General features: G+C 68.5%; 16 protein-coding genes. 8 read left to right on the forward strand and 8 right to left on the reverse strand.

What is annotated here, in order from left to right; all coding sequences use genetic code 11:
• Positions 1-227: 227 nt before the first annotated feature.
• Both ACWGIC_RS36755 and ACWGIC_RS36760 read left to right on the forward strand, forming a co-directional pair.
• Entirely contained in the window at positions 228-1,097 is an 870-nt protein-coding gene (locus tag ACWGIC_RS36755) for an ion transporter (protein WP_452080546.1), read from the forward strand.
• Between the two features lie 269 nt (positions 1,098-1,366).
• Positions 1,367-1,594, forward strand: coding sequence for a hypothetical protein (locus tag ACWGIC_RS36760; protein ID WP_116202123.1), 228 nt, complete (start codon positions 1,367-1,369; stop codon positions 1,592-1,594).
• Positions 1,595-1,672: 78 nt separating this feature from the next.
• On the opposite strand, the gene ACWGIC_RS36765 is transcribed toward ACWGIC_RS36760, so the two are convergent.
• The 5 genes from ACWGIC_RS36765 to ACWGIC_RS36785 form a co-directional block, all read right to left on the reverse strand.
• Complete coding sequence (locus ACWGIC_RS36765; protein ID WP_452080547.1) at positions 1,673-1,906, reverse strand: hypothetical protein; 234 nt, start codon at positions 1,904-1,906, stop codon at positions 1,673-1,675.
• A gap of 150 nt (positions 1,907-2,056) precedes the next feature.
• The gene (locus ACWGIC_RS36770) at positions 2,057-3,433 is read right to left on the reverse strand and encodes a GH1 family beta-glucosidase (protein WP_452080548.1); all 1,377 of its coding nucleotides are present in this window, start codon (positions 3,431-3,433) and stop codon (positions 2,057-2,059) included.
• Between the two features lie 2 nt (positions 3,434-3,435).
• Positions 3,436-4,290, reverse strand: coding sequence for a carbohydrate ABC transporter permease (locus ACWGIC_RS36775; protein WP_452080549.1), 855 nt, complete (start codon positions 4,288-4,290; stop codon positions 3,436-3,438).
• Entirely contained in the window at positions 4,287-5,267 is a 981-nt protein-coding gene (locus tag ACWGIC_RS36780; RefSeq protein WP_452080550.1) for a carbohydrate ABC transporter permease, read from the reverse strand. The genes ACWGIC_RS36775 and ACWGIC_RS36780 overlap by 4 nt, the downstream gene beginning before the upstream one ends.
• Before the next feature lie 2 nt (positions 5,268-5,269).
• Positions 5,270-6,526, reverse strand: a complete 1,257-nt coding sequence (locus ACWGIC_RS36785) for an ABC transporter substrate-binding protein (protein WP_452080565.1) — start codon at positions 6,524-6,526, stop codon at positions 5,270-5,272.
• Between the two features lie 200 nt (positions 6,527-6,726).
• On the opposite strand from ACWGIC_RS36785, the gene ACWGIC_RS36790 reads away from it, so the two are divergent.
• Entirely contained in the window at positions 6,727-7,755 is a 1,029-nt protein-coding gene (locus tag ACWGIC_RS36790; protein ID WP_452080566.1) for a LacI family DNA-binding transcriptional regulator, read from the forward strand.
• 181 nt (positions 7,756-7,936) lie between these two features.
• Here the strand turns inward: ACWGIC_RS36790 and ACWGIC_RS36795 are convergent, their stop codons facing one another.
• Positions 7,937-9,301 (reverse strand): purine-cytosine permease family protein, encoded by a 1,365-nt coding sequence (locus ACWGIC_RS36795; RefSeq protein WP_452080551.1) that lies wholly within the window; start codon positions 9,299-9,301, stop codon positions 7,937-7,939.
• Between the two features lie 210 nt (positions 9,302-9,511).
• On the opposite strand from ACWGIC_RS36795, the gene ACWGIC_RS36800 reads away from it, so the two are divergent.
• On the forward strand, positions 9,512-10,663 hold the full coding sequence (locus ACWGIC_RS36800) for an FAD-dependent oxidoreductase (RefSeq protein ID WP_452080552.1): 1,152 nt from the start codon (positions 9,512-9,514) through the stop codon (positions 10,661-10,663).
• Positions 10,664-10,699: 36 nt separating this feature from the next.
• Here ACWGIC_RS36800 and ACWGIC_RS36805 read toward each other — a convergent pair whose 3' ends face one another.
• Entirely contained in the window at positions 10,700-11,614 is a 915-nt protein-coding gene (locus tag ACWGIC_RS36805) for an alpha/beta hydrolase family esterase (protein WP_452080553.1), read from the reverse strand.
• Positions 11,615-11,713: 99 nt separating this feature from the next.
• Here ACWGIC_RS36805 and ACWGIC_RS36810 point away from each other — a divergent pair, with 99 nt between their 5' ends.
• Positions 11,714-13,147, forward strand: coding sequence for a tetratricopeptide repeat protein (locus ACWGIC_RS36810; protein ID WP_452080554.1), 1,434 nt, complete (start codon positions 11,714-11,716; stop codon positions 13,145-13,147).
• A gap of 407 nt (positions 13,148-13,554) precedes the next feature.
• The gene (locus ACWGIC_RS36815; protein WP_452080567.1) at positions 13,555-14,682 is read left to right on the forward strand and encodes a caspase, EACC1-associated type; all 1,128 of its coding nucleotides are present in this window, start codon (positions 13,555-13,557) and stop codon (positions 14,680-14,682) included.
• A gap of 12 nt (positions 14,683-14,694) precedes the next feature.
• Here the strand turns inward: ACWGIC_RS36815 and ACWGIC_RS36820 are convergent, their stop codons facing one another.
• Positions 14,695-15,666, reverse strand: coding sequence for a glycoside hydrolase family 3 N-terminal domain-containing protein (locus tag ACWGIC_RS36820; RefSeq protein WP_452080568.1), 972 nt, complete (start codon positions 15,664-15,666; stop codon positions 14,695-14,697).
• A 402-nt stretch (positions 15,667-16,068) separates the two neighbouring features.
• On the opposite strand from ACWGIC_RS36820, the gene ACWGIC_RS36825 reads away from it, so the two are divergent.
• Together ACWGIC_RS36825 and ACWGIC_RS36830 are read left to right on the forward strand one after the other, a co-directional pair.
• Positions 16,069-16,662: a response regulator transcription factor gene (locus tag ACWGIC_RS36825; RefSeq protein ID WP_452080555.1), complete on the forward strand. Its 594-nt coding sequence runs from the start codon at positions 16,069-16,071 to the stop codon at positions 16,660-16,662.
• Between the two features lie 14 nt (positions 16,663-16,676).
• Positions 16,677-17,942, forward strand: a complete 1,266-nt coding sequence (locus tag ACWGIC_RS36830; RefSeq protein WP_452080556.1) for an ABC transporter substrate-binding protein — start codon at positions 16,677-16,679, stop codon at positions 17,940-17,942.
• Position 17,943 lies beyond the last annotated feature (1 nt).

Raw genomic sequence — 17,943 nt, forward strand, 5'->3', positions numbered from 1 at the left:
CGATACGAAGCAAAAAACGCTGTCTGTGGGGGCTTGTCAAGGCATCTTTCCCGCCTTGACAAGCCCCCTCAGACCGTCGTCACAATCAGCTTCGGGGTGCCCACCCGCCCCACCCCGCGATGTGCGCAGCACGAGCCGACCCACCCACCCACTTCCTCCCAGCCCCCCGCCCCACCCCATGGGATCATCACCCCACCAGCGCACCCGAGGGACCAGGGAGAGCCAGCATGACCACCGGCCGTTCAGCCCAGCCTGAACGCAAGCCCGCCCCCGCAGAGCTGAACAGCGGCATCCTCCCCGGCAACGTCCGGGCCGACGACTGGATCATGCTCGCCCTGGCAGTCGTCTCCACCGGCATGCTCGGCTGGCTCCTGATCACCCCGCCCCCGCCGCAAATCAGCCGATGGTTCTTCCTCATCGACTGCGTCATCTGCGGAATCTTCTTCCTCGAACTCCTCTGGCGCTGGCGCAAACGCGGCTGGCGCGCGGCCTTCCTGGCCCGCACCTGGTACGAGGTCTTCGCGATGATCCCGGTAGCCCACCCGGATTTCGTCGCCCACCACCACGTCCTCGGCACAGTCCTGCTGATCGTCCGCCTGGGCCGGGCCGCCGACCGCGCCGTCGGCGAGCAGTTCACCTACCGCCTTGTCGACAAACTGTCCGAACCGATCGTCCGCGCGATCAAGAAACCGGTCACGATCGCTGTGCTGGACGAGGTGGTCAAGGTCCTGGAAACCGGCAACTACCCGGAGAACCTCGCCAAATCCCTGAGCGAGAACAAGTCCGAGCTGCGCGCCATCATCACCGAAAAAATCGCCGAGGACCCGCAGCTCGGCAAACTGCGCCGGCTCCCGTTCCACGACGAGATCGTCCGCGCGACCGTCGACACTTCCTTCCGGGTGCTGCTGGAGGTCCTGCTCGATCCGCGCATCGACGACTTCTTTTCCTCCGTCGTGCGCGACAACCGCGAGCAGATCCGCCGTGCGGTCGAGCTGGGATTGGCCGATGTGGACGAGTCCCCGGAGGAGGAGCTGCTGCGCACTCGCACCCAGCGCGCCGCCGCGCACGAGTACGACGTCAATCATCCGCGGCGTTGATCATCCATTGTGGACATACCTACCGTGCGCCGTCGGACGCTGACTCTCCGTTGCAGCACAGGGAATTCACAGCTAAGAGTCGAACGCGGAGGCGTCAACCGCTGAAAGAGTGCACTGTGGTCGCCCGCTGCGCGCACAGTCGCCTGGAGTAGGGTGAGATCTCCCGTTCCGTTGCTGCACAAGGGTTGTGTTGGCACGAGTACGGGGCGTTCCCGCCGGGGCCGAGGCAGACTGGAGCCGGCGGGGAGGTTGAGCGCTGGTTTGGAGTCGTGGACGTGATTGATAGCGGGCAGCAGGTGCGCAGGTGCCGTCGACGGGACTGCGCGGAGGATTCCTTGTGGCGCGGGCTGTGTTCCGTGCATTGGAACCGCTGGCAGAGCGGCGCGGACGCGCTCGAACTTCCGGACGATGACGTACCCCCGCCGCCCGCGCAGGTCTGGTGGCCGCCGGAGCGTTCGCACGCGCCGCTGAGCAGCCGGGTGCTGCCCGGGTCGTAACGGCGCCCCGCCCGGTTGCACGCGTCGAGCACGGTCGGCGCGTGTCCGGTCACCTTGGGCCACCGGACAGGGCGCGCGTTACCGGCGCGAACGCGGGATGCGCGGCCGGTCCGGTTTGGAGAGCATCCGCTCCAGCCGGGCCCGGGCCACGCGGTACAGCAGGTCGCCGCGATCGTCCGGGATGACCCGGCCGTCGAGGTCCCGGACGGACGCCCGCACCACCACCTCGACCGCCTCGGCGGGCACGCGGCCCGCGAATTCCCCGGTCAGCCACACCGTGACCTCGTCGGTCACTCGGCTTCGCACCGTCATCGGACACTCCAAGTCTCCGCTCGCGGGGCCGTTCGGGGCGGCCCCGGCACTGGTCCGACGGCGGCACCCGTACTCCGTGACGCGAAAACTCGAAGAGAAACTCTTTCCCGGCAACGCGAGTGAACCCGGTAGTAGTTCACCCCGCCTGGCTCAGGCGAGCGCGTTGCGCGCGATCACCTCCGCATACCACCGTGCGCTCCGCTTCGGAGTGCGCTTTTGGGTGCGGTAATCGACGTGCACCAGGCCGAAGCGTTTCGCGTACCCCTCGGCCCATTCGAAATTGTCCAGCAGCGACCAGTAGAAATATCCGCGCAAATCCACGCCGCGGGTCAGCGCGTCGTGCGCGGCCCGCAGGTGTGCGTCGAGGAAGGCGATGCGCTCGTCGTCGGAGACCTCGCCCTCGCGCACCACGTCCGGATATGCCGCGCCGTTCTCCGTGACGTACAGCGGAACCGGCGGGTAGTCGCGATGCACTTGCAGCAGCGACTCGGTCAGCCCGCCGGGCTGCACTTCCCAGCCGGAATGCGTGCGCGGCGCGGCCAGGTCCGGGACGAAGTGCACGTGGTCGGCTCCCGGCCATTCCCGGCCCGCCGGGGTGCTTCCCGCCCGCGCCGAACCGGCCACCCGGTAGCCGCGGTAGTAGTTGACGCCCAGCCAGTCGATCGGCTTGCCGAGCACCGCCTCGTCCCCGTCGCGCACCACGGCGTCGAAGCTGAACCGGGCCAGGTCCTCTCGCAGGTCGGCGGGATAGCCGCCGCGCAACAGCGGGTCGAGGAACAACCGGTTCTGCAGCCCGTCGATCCGGCGGGCGGCGTCGGCGTCGTCGGGCGAGTCCGCGACGACCGGGTACAGGTTCAGCGTGATCCCGGACGGCGAGCTCGTGTGCTGCCGGAGCACGTCCATCGCCAGCCCGTGCCCCAGCAGCAGGTGATGTGCCGCGGCCACGGCGCCCTCCGGGGACGTCCGGCCGGGCGCGTGGACGCCTGAGCCGTAGCCGAGCATCGCCGCGCACCAGGGTTCGTTCAGTGTCGACCAGCTCGCTACGCGGTCGCCGAGCCGGGCCGTGACGGTCTCGGCGTATTCGGCGAACCGGTAGGCGGTGTCGCGTGCGGTCCAGCCGCCGCGATCCTCCAGTGATTGCGGAAGGTCCCAGTGATACAGCGTCGCCCACGGCTGAATGCCCGCGGTCAGCAGCTGGTCGACGAGCCGGTCGTAGAATCCCAACCCGCGCGGTTCCGGCTTGCCGTGCGGCAGGATTCGGGGCCAGGAAAGGGAAAACCGGTACGCGGTGAGGCCGAGGGAGCGCATCAGTGCTACGTCGTCGGTGTAGCGGCGGTAATGGTCGGCCGCCGGATCGCCGGTGTCGCCGCCAGCGACCGCGCCCGGCCGCGCGGCGAAGGTGTCCCAGACGGACGCCTCGCGACCGTCGGAGGCGGTCGATCCTTCGACCTGGAAGGCCGCCGTGGCGGCGCCCCAGACGAACGCGTCCGGGAACGCGAGCACGTCGGGGATCGGCTGTGCGGACATGGTCACCCTTTCACGGCGCCTTGCATGATCCCGGCCACGATCTGGCGGCCGAGCAGGAGGAAGACGATGAGGATCGGAATCGTGGCCAGCGTGGTGCCCGCGAGCACCAGCGAATAATCGACGTAGTAGCCGCTCTGCAGTTTCTCCAGCGCCACCTGCACGGTCGGATTGCCCACGTCGAGCACCACCAGCGGCCACAGGAAATCGTTCCAGGACGTCATGAACGTGAACATGGCGAGGATCGCCGCGGCCGGGCGGACCGCGGGCAGGCACACGTTCCAGAAAACCCGGATCATGCTGCACCCGTCCATGCGCGCGGCTTCGATCAGCTCGTACGGCAGAGCGTCCACTGTGTACTGTCGCATCCAGAACACGCCGAACGCGGTGACCAGGTTCGGCACGATCACCGACTGCAGGCCGCCCGCCCAGCCGAGCTTCGACATCGCGATGAACAACGGGATGATGCCGAGCTGGGTCGGCACCGCGAGCGTCACCACGATGAACACGAACAAACCGTTGCGGCCGCGGAAGCGCAGTTTGGCGAAGGCGAATCCGGCCAGCGACGAGAACAGCACCGTGGTGAGCGTGACCGTGCCGGACACGAGGACGCTGTTGCCGAGCGCCCGCCAGAACGGCACGGTGTCGAACACCCGCGCCGCGTTGGCGAAGAAGTTGCCGCCCGGCAGCAGCGGCGGGATCCGTTCGGTGAGCATCCCGTTGTCGCGGCTGCCCACGAGGAACGACCAGTAGAACGGGAACAGCGAGCCGAGCACGAACACGATCAGCACACCGTAGGTCGCCTTGCGCGGCTTGCCGAGCTGTGCCGCCCGCGCGCGGAATCCAGACTGCACGCTCATGTGCGCCTCCCCGCGAGCCGACCGGTGACGAAGTAGTTGATCAGCGCGATCACGATGATGATCAGGAAAAGCACCCACGCGATCGCGGACGCGTAGCCGAGATCGAAATTCTCGAAAGCGGTCTGGTACAGATACAGCGTCACGGTTTGGAACTGGTGGGTGGAACCGCCGTTGTTCGACCCGGGCATCGCGTCGAACAGCTTGGGCTCGGTGAAGATCTGCAGCCCGCCGATCGTCGAGGTGATGGCGACGAAGATCAGCGTGGGTTTGAGCAACGGCAGAGTCACGTGGGTGAAGCGGCGCACGGTGCCCGCGCCGTCGATCAGCGCGGCCTCGTGCAATTCCTTCGGAATCGCTTGCATGGCAGCGAGAACGATCAGTGCGTTGTAGCCGGTCCACCGCCAGTTCACCATGATCGCGATGGCGACGTGGCTGGCGAACCGGTTGGCCTGCCAGTCCACTGGGGACAGCCCGATGGTCTGGAGCAGGCCGTTGACGAGCCCGTACCGCGGTCCGAAGAGGTTCGCGAAGATGATCCCGAGCGCGACCAGGCTCGCCGCATACGGCAGCAGGATGCCGACCCGCCAGCCGGTCGCACCGCGCAGTCGCAGTGTGAGCACCGCGGCGAGCAGCACCGCGATGATCAGCTGGGGCACGCTGGACAGCAGGAAGATGCTGACCGTGTTTTCCAGCGCGTGCCAGAACTGCGTGTCCGCGAAGAGTTCCGTGAAGTTGTCGAGCCCGATGAAATCCGGATCGTCGTCACCGGCTTTCCAGGAAAACAGCGACACGTACGCGGTGTAGAGCAACGGGAACATGCCCACGATGGCGAACACGATGAAGAACGGCGCGATATAGAGATAAGGCGAGATTTTGACGTCCCAGCGCGCCAGCCGGTCGCGCAGGCCGGGCCGGGCCGCGGCGCGTTGCCGCGTCGTGGCCCGGCTTTCCGGGGCGGCCTTGTCGGTGACAGTCATCGTCAGCGAGCGAGTTTCTTCGCGCCGTCGACCAGCCGCTGCCAGCCGTCCGCGGCCGACGCGCCCTGTTCCACCGACTGCAATGCCGGGCTGGCCACGTTTTCCTGGATCTGGCCGTCGTTCGGGCCCTTGTACTGCGGTTTGGCGACCTTTTTCGCCTGCACGGCGAACAATTCGCCGATCTTCGCGCCGCCGAAGTACGCGTCGGTGGCGTTCAGCAGCTGCGGGCTTTCCAGTGCCTTCGCCTGGCTCGGGAAGTTGCCCTTGGCCTCGAACGCCTTGATCTGCTGCTCCGGCGCGGTGAGCCAGGCGGCCAGTTCAGCGGCTTCGCGCGGGTGCTTGCTCTGCTTCGGCACCGTCAGATACGAACCGCCCCAGTTGCCGCCTCCGCCGGGAAACGCCGCGGTGACCGCCCATTTGCCCGCGTTGTCCGGCCCGGCCTGTTCCTTGATCACGCCGAGCATCCACGCCGGGCAGGCCTTCGTGGCGAACGCGCTCTGCTTGAACCCGGAGTTCCATTCGTTGCTGAACGCGGTGAGCTTCGCCGATTCGCCTTTCGCGACCGCGTCGGTCACCTTCGCCCAGGCGTCCCTGATGCCCTGGTTGTTTTCCACGGTGAGCTTGTCGCTGGTGTCGAGGTAGCCGACCGGCAGCTGGTTGACCATGGAGTTGAAGTTCTGTGCCGCCGAATCGAACCACGCCTTGCCGGTTTTCGCGGTGTACTGGGCTCCGGCGGCGAAATAGCTGTCCCAGGTGGCGAAGAGCGGTTTCACCGCCTCCGGGTCGCTGGGCAGCCCGGCCGCGGCGAGCAGGTCCTTGCGGTAGCACATGGCGAGCGGGCCGATGTCCGTGCCGTAGCCGAGGAGCTTGCCGGTTTTGTCTTTGCCCGCCTCGTATTTCCACGAAAGCCACCGGTCCGGCGAAACGTCCGAGGGGCCGATCTGGCTCAGGTCGTTGAACTTCGAGGATTTGCTGAGGATGTCCGACAGGTGGCCTTCTTCGACGGCCTGCACGTCGGCGAGGCCGGAGCCGGCGGCGAGCTTCGTCATCATGTCCTGGGCGTACGGCCCGCCCTGGCCGGTTTTGCGGTGGGTGATCTTGATGTTCGGGTGCAGCCGCTCGTACTCCGGGATGAGCGCTTCGTAGCCGAACTCCGTGAACGTCGCGAGCGTCAGTTCCACGTGCTCGTTCGGCCCGGCCGCCGCGGGCACGTCGCCGTCGCTGCCGCCGCCGCACGCCGCGGCGCTCACCGCGGTCATCGTGATGCCCAGTGCCAGCACCAGGCCCTTCCGGAACGTTGTCACCGTCGTCAACCCCTTGGAAGTCGTTCTGGGAGCGCTCCCAGATGCCGACCGAGTGTGTTGCAGGTAACGAGGGATGTCAAGGTGCAAGTCTCCGGGAGCGCTCCCGGTGAGACGTGGCTAAGCTGGGCTCGATCGACAGTCAGGGGGTGGGCGAAGTGGTGCCTCGGTCCGAGGACGAGCGGCCGACGCTGGAGGACGTCGCGGCGTTCGCCGGGGTCTCGCGGTCCACCGCGTCGCGCGCGTTGAACGACGACGCGTACGTCAGCGCGCGCTCGCGCGAGAAGGTACTGGCCGCGGCGCGGGACCTCGGGTATTCGCCGAACCAGGCCGCGCGCTCGCTAGTCACCCGGCGGACCGGCGCGATCGCGGTGGTGCTGTCGGAACCGGAAGCGCGGCTGCTCGACGATCCATATCGGACCGCGGTGATGCGTGCGGGCTATCGGGAACTCGCCGACGTGGGCTGTCAGATGGTGCTGCTCTTCAGCGACACCAGAGAAGATCTTGGCCGTACTGTGCGGTTTCTTGAGGGAGGGCACGTCGACGGGGTCCTCGTGTTCGCTCCGCATCGCGCCGATCCGCTGCCCCGGGCGTTGCGGTTGCTGCGGTTGCCGGTGGTGTTCGGCGGGCAGGCCGCCGACCTGCGCCGGGGTGTGCACCTGGTGGATTTCGACAACGAGGGCGGAGCCCGTCAGGCGGTGACGCACCTGGTCGAGTCCGGTCGTCGCCGGATCGCGACCATCGCCGGCCCGCAGGATCAGGGCGCGCCGATCGACCGGCTCGCCGGATGGCGCAAAACGCTCGTGGACGCCGGGCTCGATCCGGCGGGGCTGGCGGAGGAGGCCGACTTCACGCTGGCCGGCGGCGCGAACGCGATGGCCGCACTGCTGGAACGGGTGCCTGATCTCGACGCGGTGTTCGTCGGCAGCGACATGATGGCGGTCGGCGCTCTGCGCACGTTGTCGGACGCTGGCCGCGACGTGCCCGGCGACGTCGCGGTGGTCAGCTTCGACGACAACGCCGCGCTGGCTCCGGCCATGACGCCGCCGCTGACTTCGGTGCACCAGGATCCGCGCGAGCAGGTTCGCGCGATGGTCTCGACGCTGATGCGGCTGCTGGACGGCGAGGACGTCGCGCCGGGCGCGCAGATTTTGCCGGTGTCGCTAGTGGTCCGCGAGTCCAGCTAGCCCGGGACCCCTCCCAGCCGGGTCGCCTTACTTTTCCCGGCATGGGAGCGGACGAGGGGCGCGGCCGGGCTGCCGCGGAGTAGGTGCGGGAGGTTTCGACGCCTTCGGGTCCTAGGGGTGCTCGAAGTCGGCGGCGCGGTACCGGACGGCGTTCCCTCGGACGCGACCGCCAGCCGGACGGTCACGCTCGAACTGCGACCGACCGGCGCATGAACGCCACATACAGCGCGCCGGGCACGATCAGACCGAGCAGCCACGAGATGTCCGCGCCGCCGAGCAGCGGCGCGATCGGGCCGACGAAAATGCCTTCGACGTTGGCGAACGGGATCTGCACCGCGATCCCGAGCACGTAGGCGGTCAGTGCTGGCCAAGCCCAGCGTCCGTAGCGGCCGTTCGGGTCGTAGAGCGCGTCAAGGTCGTACTTCTCCTTGCGCAGCAAGTAAAAGTCGACCAGGTTGATCGAACTCCACGGCGTGAGGAAGTACAGCAGGAAGTCGAGGAACAGCACGAAGTTCGACAGGAACTGCCCGCGGCCGAGGATCGCGATCACCGCCCCGACCACGCCGACACCGGCGATGTAGCCGATCCGCGTGGCCTGGGAAAGCGCCGCGCGACGGCCGAAACCGGTCAGTGCGGTCGCGACGGTCATGTAGCCGCCGTAGATGTTCAGGACGTTCACCGTGAACTTGCCGAGTGCGATAGCCAGCAGCAGCGGGATTAGCAACGCCTCGCCGCCAAGGCCGACGACGTACGCGACTTCGTGGCCCTTGAACGCTTTCCCGGCAATGGCGTAGGCCATCGCGCCGAACGACATCGCCCACACCGCACCGAGCACCGTGCCGCCGTACGTCCACCAGAACGTCGCACGCACCGACGTCGCCGACGGCAGGTAGCGGGAGGTGTCAGCAACGTACGGACCGAAGGTGAGCTGCCACGACGCGGTCAGCGAGATCGCCAGCAGGAACTTCGGGAAGTCCAGATGCGGCGCGGCGAGCACGGCACCGAGGTCGTGCCCGCTGATCAGCCGGATCGTCAGGTAGAGGAAGACGACCACGGACAGCGCGGACGCGATCCAGCCGAACCGGTGGATCAGCCGGTACCCGACGATCGCGATCAGTGCCGAAGCGAGTGCGTAGACCGCGATCGCGGCGTCCGTCGGCAGGTGCGTGATCTGGGCGACCGCCTGGCCGCCGAGCAGCGAACCGCTCGCGAAATAGCCGAGGTACATCACCACGACGAGCACCAGCGGGAGCGCTGCGCCGTACACGCCGAACTGCGCGCGCGACTGGATCATCTGCGGGATGCCGAGCTTCGGGCCCTGCGCCGCGTGCAACGCCATCGGAACGCCGCCGAGCGCGTTGCCGAGCACGACCGCGACGATCGCCCACAACGGATGCACGCCGACGAGCACCGTCAGCGCGCCGGTGACCGCCGAGGTGATCTGCGTGTTCGCGGCGAACCACAGGGTGAATAGACTGCGCGGGTGCCCGTGTCGCTCGGACTCGGGCACCGGGTCGATCGAGCGTCGCTCCAGTGTGGCCGCCAACGTGCCCCTCCCGCGGTTCTTCGGTGAATGCGCTGGACGAACTCAACGTCAGCGCGACCCCGGCGGCCAAGTATCCGCCGGGCGATTCTGTCTCGGATCTCAGACTCTCACCTGCTGTCAGCGGCTGGCAGCGGAGTGCCAGCGGACTGTGCGCGCGGCGCCAGCGGCGGCCGTCAGCCTTCGGAGGTCACCAGTTCACAGGGGAGAACAATGCAGACTCCAGTCACCATCATCGGCGCCGGTCTCGGCGGACTGACCCTCGCCCGGGTCCTGTACCTGCACGGGATCCCGGCCGCGGTCTACGAGGCCGAGCCGTCGCCGATGTCGCGGTCCCAGGGCGGACTGCTCGACATCCACGATTACAACGGCCAGATCGCCGTCGAAGCGGCCGGGCTGATGGACGAGTTCCGCGCCCTGATCCTCGAGGGCCGCCAGCAGATGCGGATCCTCGATCCCGACGGCACGGTCCTGCTGGACCATCCCGACGACGGCACCGGCGGCCGCCCCGAACTGCTGCGCGGCGAACTGCGGCAGATGCTGCTCGACTCGCTCCCCGACGGCACTGTCCGATGGGGACGGAAGGTCAGTGGTGTCCGCACGGTCGCCGACGGCCACGAGGTTTCGTTCGCCGACGGGGGTTCGGTCGTCGCGAAGCTGCTGGTCGGTGCGGACGGCGCCTGGTCACGGGTGCGGCCGCTGTTGTCCGAGGTGGTGCCGGAGTACCTGGGCCTCGCGTTTGTCGAGACCTATCTCTACGACGCCGACACCCGGCATCCGGCGGCCGCGAAGGTCGTCGGCGGCGGCGGAATGGGCGCGCCCGGACCAAACCGGCGCATCATGGTGCACCGCGAACGAGGCGACACCCTGCACACCTACGCGATGCTGAACAAACCGGCGGAGTGGTTCGACGACCTCGCCCGCCTCGACACCCCGGCGGCGCTCGCCCGGGTCGCGGCCGAATTCGACGGCTGGGCCCCGGAACTCCTCGAACTGATCTCCGGCGGCGACACCGCGCCGATCCTGCGCAGGCACTACACCCTGCCGGGCGTGCACCGGTGGGACCGCGTCCCCGGCGTGACGCTGATCGGCGACGCGGCGCACCTGCGCGGCCCGAACGGGGAGGGCGCGAACCTGGCCATGCTCGACGGCTCCGACCTCGCCGAACTGCTGGCCGCGCACCCGGACGACGTCGAGACCGCGCTGGCCCTGCACGAGGAACGGATGTTCGCGCGCAGCGAGGAGGTCGCCGCCGAGTCCGCGGAGATGGTCAAGCGGATCACCGCCAACCACGGCAAGGACACCGCGAAGGTCGTGGCCGACGGGTTCCGCCGGATGCTCGCCAAGTCCGGCCAGGCTGGCTGAGGCTGTGCCGCGCGCCTCTCCGGGGACGACCGAAACTCAGGCTCCGGCGAGGCGGTGCGCCTTGAAGAACTGAAGAATCACCGGCGTGGCATCGATGGCCGTAGGGGCGTCGGAGTCGTTGTTCGGGCGAGTGCTCGGCCAGACGTGTCCGGCCCCCTCCACCCGGAAATGCACCAGCGAACACCCGGGCCACCACTGCGTCACCACGTCGCGCACCGGAGAAACCGAGACCGGGTAAGGAAAACACCGGTCCCGCGCGGCCCAGCCGTTCAACCAGTCCGGAATGGACGGCAGTCCCTTCGCCGGATTGCCGGTGTAGGGAATGGTGGTGTCGGCCGTGCCGTGAAAATCGAGCAGCGCGACCTTCCGGCTCGGCTGGCAGGCGCCGCCCTGGGGGTAGAACGCGCCGGAAACCGGGGCGAACGCGGCGATCCGGTCGGCCATCCGGCACGCCAGCACGCCGACGAACCCGCCGCCGTTCGATTTGCCCGCCGCGTAGATCCGCGCCGGGTCCACGCACATCCGTTGCTGCAGCGAGGTGAGCAGGTCGCCGGTGAACTGGACGTCGTCGACCGGAGCCGAATAGGGCGCGCCGGTCCAGGCGGATTTGCCGTCGGTGCCGGTGACGCCCTGCGGGTACACCGCGATCACGTCGGAACCGGAGAAGTCCGACAGCTGTTCCTGGTACTCCGCGGTGCGGCCGTGCCCGTGATAGGAGAGGACGACCGGGTACCGGCGGTGCGGGTGGTACCGCGCGGGCACGTAGATCCGGTACTCGCGATCGATCCCGCCGGACGTCAGATGCTCGACCGTCGTGGTGCCGGAATGGGCGACCGCCTGCCCGCACCCGGCCGTCGGCGCTGGCTCGGCCGCCGAAGCGGGCGCGGCGAGCACTGCGGACCCGAGTGCCGCCACCAGTACGGCAACGCCTGCACGGAAACGTCCGGACATCCGATCCTCCTCGATCGACGGGCGAGCGCGACCATAATCGCCCCGGATCGACCCCGGACGCCCCTTTCGTTCATTGAGTTAACGACTAGGCTCGCCGAGGTGACGGACGCAGAAGAGTCCTCTTCCAATCGCATCACCGGCGGCCACTTCGACAAGGTCGTGATGGCCGGTGCGGTGCACGGCGACATCAATGTCGGCCGTTCGGGCGACAGCCCGGCGGATCTGGCCGACCCGCTCATCGCCTCGGTCCGGCTGCAACCCGGCGGCACCCTGGCCGACCTGGTGCTGGACACCGATCCGCCGCGGGTCGGTGTGCCCGGCGGGACGGTCCACATCATCACAGTGGAAGCCAGGACGAACCGCGCCGTCGTCCTGCAGTCGGCGCGGGCGGTGATCGTCTCGCGGACCCCTCCGCGCCCGGCCTGCCTGCAAGTCCGGATCGGCGCGCCTCTCCGGCCGCGCCCGTTCACGACCGACTTCGACGTTCCGTCGCCGAGGCTGGTCGCGCAGGGCCTGGACTTCCCGTTCACCGTCAGCGCCACCGACATCGAGCAGTTCGAGATCGAGCCGATCACCAAGACCCACGAGGTCGCGTGGCGGCTGGAAGTGGACTGGACCTGTGCGGGCCGCCACGGCACCACGGTCATCGACAACCACGGCGAGCCGTTCCACGCGTATCCGGTGCCCGCCCTCTTCTCGGGCCGCGAAAACTCGGTGCTCAACTCCGGCTGCGACCTGTTCCACGCACGAGGCTGCCCGGCCAAATTGCTTGAGGCGTCGGGTGCTCCCGCTTCGCTCTGGGGTCGCGGGCAACCTTCGCCGTATCCCGTGCTGCCGCCGTTCTCAGTGCCGGAGATCCCCGTCGACCTTGACCTCGACCCCGAGCGGCAGGAGTCGTGGCCGGAATACCGCCGGGTCGCGACAGCCGTCCGGATGGCCGCCGCGTCCGGCGATTTCCGCAGCCACGAACCGCCGGAGTACCGCGCACTGCTCATCCGAATGCTGCGGTACCTCTTCGTTTCCGGCCAAGAGCACCCCGGTGCCGTGGTGGGCCGTCTCATCCACGCCGAGTGGACTGCGGAGCTGGGCGAGGACCACCCGGACACCCTCGCCGTCGCCAACCGCCTGGCCGGTTGCCTGATCGGGATCAGGGATTATCCGGCGGCGCGCGACCTGCTGGCCGACCTCCTGCCCCGAGTCGGCCGCGTGCTGGGCGAGGACGATCCGTTGACGCTGACGGTCGCCAGCAACCTCTGCGTGGTTTACACGGACCTGGAGGACTACGACCGCGCTCGCGAACAGACGGAGGATGTGCTGGCCCGGAGCCGCCGGGTTTTGGGGCCGGACGCCTTGGGCACGCTGCGGACGACCGGGAACCTGGTCGAGATCCATCTCCGGCTCGGCGACCGGGCGTCCGCGCTGGCGGTGCTGGAAGACCTGCTGCCGCGATGCCGGCGCGCATTGGGGGAGAACCATCAGCAGACGGTCAGTGCGGCCGCTGCCTTGGCTCAGGCCCTGGCGATGGAGGAGTGATCGGCAGCCAACGGCCGAACTCGCGCATGATCTCCGGACGATCAGCCGGCTTCGAACCCCGCAGGGCCAGCGCTAGCGCGGCCAGGTCGAGAAGCCGGCGAACAAACCACAGCGCGACCCCGGCGAGGCCGAACGGCAAATAGGGCTGGATCCACTGCATGACGCCGCTCCGCGTTCGAAGGTCAGGTTCATTCCGGTCTACTGTCCGAAAGCGGGGCCGGCCATGGACTCCGGCATGTCCGAGCTTCGCCGGACGACGGTGTGACCTGCCCGGACAACGCCGAACTACCCCGGACTACGGCTGACTTCCGGCGGTCCGCGATTCCAGCCTGGCCGCCCAGTCTCCGTGAGAGCATGAAACGGAGCGCGCGCGGAGGAGGTGGTGCGCTGTGCCCCGGAACCGTCCCGTGCTGGATCCAGCGAGCCCCTTGCACGCTTTCGCGCTGCGGCTGCAGGATTTGCACCGGCGGGCGCGCAAGCCGACGCAGCAGTGCCTGGCACGAGAACTCAGTTGTTCGCGTCCGACAGTGTCGGCATTTCTGAACGGCGAGAGATTTCCTTCCTGGCAATACGTCGAGCGGTTTGTCCTGTTCTGCGGCGGCGACCTGGACGAGTTCGATCAGCTCTGGCGCAGGACTGACGAACTGCTCGAAACGATGCGGCAACCCAGCGCCGGCGCGAGCGCGTGGCTGGCGCCGGTGCCTCCGCCGAGCAGCCCGCCCCCGCCGCCGGACAGCACGCCGGGAAAGCGCCGGTCGCCGCGGATACCGTGGGGAGCGCGTCCCGATCCGGCGCAGTCGCAGGTGATCCTCATCGGCTCCGGGCGGCACGACGATCCGGATCTGGGCGACCTCCCGGCGGCCGCGAACAACCTCGCCGGACTCGCTGCCAAGCTGATCGGCCCGGATGTCGGGATGCGCCCGGACCGGCTCACCGCGGTCGGCGATCCCGCCAGTCTCACGGAGATCGGCGACGCGATCCTCGAACCCGCGGGCCGGGCAACGGATCTTCTGCTGCTCTACTACTGCGGGCACGGTCTGCTGGACATGCGAGGCGAGCTTTATCTTTCGGTGGGAACGACCGACGTCCGCCATCCGGAGTGGAGCGCACTGCCGGTCAGCCTCATCCGCCGGTTGCTGGCCGACAGTCCGGCGCGGAGCAGGGTGCTGATGCTGGACTGCTGCTTTTCCGGCCGCGCGATCGAGGCGATGGCAGGTCCTGACTCCGTCGTGCACGCCCAAACCGACATCGAAGGCGCCTACACGATCACGTCCTCCAGCCGCGCCAGCATCTCAGTCGCTTTTCCCGACGCTCCCTACACGGCGTTCACCGGAGAACTGCTTTCCCTGCTGGCGGACGGCGTTCCGGACGGGTCGGAGTATCTGTCTCTCGGCGAGATCTATCGGCAGCTGCTTTCCCGGATGGGACAGAAAGGCCTGCCCCGGCCGTATCAGCACGGCACTGGCACGGTCGATCGGCTCGCCTTGGTCCGGAATCGCGCGTGGCGACTGGAGGAATGGCAGCTCGCCGACTGAGCCCCGCCCCGGTCAAGCCCGGCAGAACCCCTTGGCCGCCAGCACCCGCTCCACCGAAGCCGTCACCTGCGCCGGCGGCAGCTCTCCGCTCTCGACCGCCCGCTGCAGCCGGTCCACGACCGCCCCCACGTTGTTGTGCCCAGACGAGAACAACGCCTGATCAGCTCCCGCCTGCAACGCCTTCAGCACCGCGTCCGGCAACGCGAACCGGTCCGTGATCGCCTTCATCCCGCCCAGGTCGTCGGTGATCACCGGCCCGGTGAAGTGGAACTCGTTGCGCAGCAACCGGTACGCCTCGGGCGCGAGCGAAGCCGGTTCGTCGCCGGTCAGCCCCGGGACCTCCAGGTGGCCGACCATCACCCCGATCTGCCCGTACTCCGAGATGTCGCGGTAGGGCACTAGATCGACCTTCCGCAGCTGGTCGAGCGGCGGGGTGACGACAGTTCCGCGGTGCGAGTCGCCGGATCCGTGGCCGTGGCCGGGGAAATGCTTCAGCACCGGCTGGACCCCGCCCGCGCGCAGGCCCTCGGCGAACGCCATCGCGTACCGCCGCGCCTTTTCCGGGTCCGGGCTGTAAGAACGGTCGCCGATCACCGCGCCGTCGGGTTCGTCGCTGACGTCCGCGTCCGGTGCGTAGTCGACCGTTACCCCGCGCGCTCGCAGCTGCTTGCCGCGCTGCTCGCCGATCGCGCGCACCTCGTCCGGGGTTTTCGTGGCCGCCAGCTGCCGGGCGCTCGGGATCGAGCCGTCGAGGTCGTCGACGCGCTGCACGCGGCCGCCCTCCTCGTCGACCGCGACCGAAACGGGGATCTTCGCGGCCCGCTGGACGCCGGCGAGCGCGTCATTTTGCAACAGCGTGGTCTTTTTGTCGCCCACGAAGATCCCGCCGACCTGTTGCGTCCGCACGAGGTCCGCGACGCCTGCCGGATCTCCCGCGTTGACGCCCGGCACCACCAGCTGCGCCACCCGCGCCCGCGGATCCATCGCCGCCACCGCCGACGTGCAGGCCGACTGGCCCGGCACAGTCTGCGCCGGCGAAGTCGACGCAGGTGGAGAGGCTTGCGGCGAACTGCCCGCGCTGGGCGGGGTGAGCGGGGTGGGCGTCGCTGTTCCGGACACGGAACGATCCCCGGAACACGCCGAAAGTGCACATATGAGCGTCAAGCCGCTGAGGGCGCTTGCGGTGAACCAGCGGGGTCGGGCGTGCGCCTTCATCATTTCCTCTGCGAGTCCGGACGGGTCCCCGTGACGGTATCCGAACCCCACCGGCGGGCCCAACTTCACGCTGTGAAGAATGAGCGCGTCCCGACTAGAGATTTCGTGAAGCCGCGGTGGGCACACTGGCTGGCACACGACAGGCGAGTGCTCTGCACCGGGGAGGCAGCGATGAATCAGGTCAAGGTGGCGGCATGGGCTTCGGACCCGATCACGCTCGCGGGCCTCATCGACCATTTGCGCACGCGCCGCGAGGTGCGGGTGATGCCGGGTCAGCAGCGCGGTGAGGCGGCGGTGCTCGTCTTCGCCGCGAACCGCGTCACTCGCGAGGTGAAGGCAGCGCTGCGGGCCGCGGCCTCGGAGACGCCCGCGGCCATCGTGTTCGTCGCCGGATACGTGGACGCCGACGATCTGGCCGAGCTGGCCGCCTGGCACGTCGCCGCGGTGCTGCCGCGCGACGCGATCGGCGGGGACCAGCTGGTGCGCAGCATCGTGGCCGCCGCCTCCGGACGCGAGACCTCGATGCGGGATCTGCTGCACCAGGCCGAGACTCTGCGGCAGAACGGGGACCGCACCACTCTGTCGCCGCGCGAGGTCGACGTGCTGCGGCTGATGGCCGAGGGCTGGGACACCGCGGAAATCGCGAACAAGCTCTGCTACTCGGAGCGGACCGTGAAGAACGTGATCTACGGCATGACGAACCGGCTCAAGTTGCGGAACCGTCCGCACGCCGTCGCCTACGCGCTGCGCGCCGGAGTGATTTAAAGGATGCTCACCACGTGCGAAAGCTGACCCGGCGCCCGGCCGTTGCCGCGCTCGCCGCCGCGTTCCTGTTACTGGCGGCCGCGTGCGGTTCCGCCGCGTCCTCGGGGAAGATCACGCTCAGCGTGGCGACATTCGGCGAGTTCGGTTACGCGCCGCTGTTCGAGCAGTACGAGAAGGACCATCCGAACATCGAGATCCGCAGCCGGGTCACCGATTTCGACACGCATTTCAAGAGCCTCGCCACGCAGCTGGCGGCCGGGCGCGGCGCGGCCGACGTCGTCGCGGTCGAGGAGCAGTACATCCCGAAGTACATCCGGGCGAAAGACAAATTCGTCAACCTCGCCGACTTCGGCGCGGACAAGCTGAAGCAGCAATGGGCTTCGTGGAAGTGGGCGCAGGGCACCTCGGGCGATTACGTGTTCGGGCTCGGCACCGACATGGGCAGCCTCGCGATGTGCTACCGCCGGGATCTGTTCCAGCAGGCCGGATTGCCCACTGACCGCAAGGCCGTCGCGGAGCTGATGCCGGACTGGCAGGGTTACGCGAATATCGCCGCCCGCTTCACCGAAAAGCTGCCGAAGGTGAAGTTCGCCGATTCGGCGGGCACCGTCTACACCGCGATGCTCAACCAGTCGCCGGAGAACTACTTCTCCGCCAAGGACGATTCCTACATCGCCGACCGGAACCCGAGCGTGCGCAACGCGTTCCAGCTGTCCGGCGGTCTCGCCCAAGCCCACGAAACGGCGGGTGCGACCACGTACACGCAGGCTTGGAACGTCGCGATCAAACAGGGCACCTTCGCGACTATCGCGTGTCCGGCGTGGATGCTCACGCAGATCAAGGAAGCCGGCGGCGACGCGGTCAGCGGCAAATGGGACGTCACGACTGTGCCGGGCAACAGCGGCAACCAGGGCGGTTCCTTCCTTGCCGTGCCGAAGCAAAGCGCGCACCCCAAGGAAGCCTACGATCTCGCGCAGTGGCTGACCGCGCCCGCGCAGCAGAAACGGCTCTTCCTTTCCGACGGGATCCTGCCGAGCGAACCCAGCGTGTACCAGGACCCGCAGGTGATCGCGCACACCGACCCGTATTTCTCGAACGCCCCGGTCGGCCAGATCTACGCGGCGTCCGCGGACCGGTTGCGGCCGAATTACCGCGGCCTGCACGACGCTGACGTGCGTCCCGAATTCGGCCGTGCGCTCGGCCGGATCGAGGACGGGAGCGAGAACGTCGAGCAGGCGTGGGCCGACGCGGTCCGGATGGGCCGCGACGCGATCAAGTAGT

The sequence above is a fragment of the Amycolatopsis sp. NPDC054798 genome, assembly GCF_053611505.1.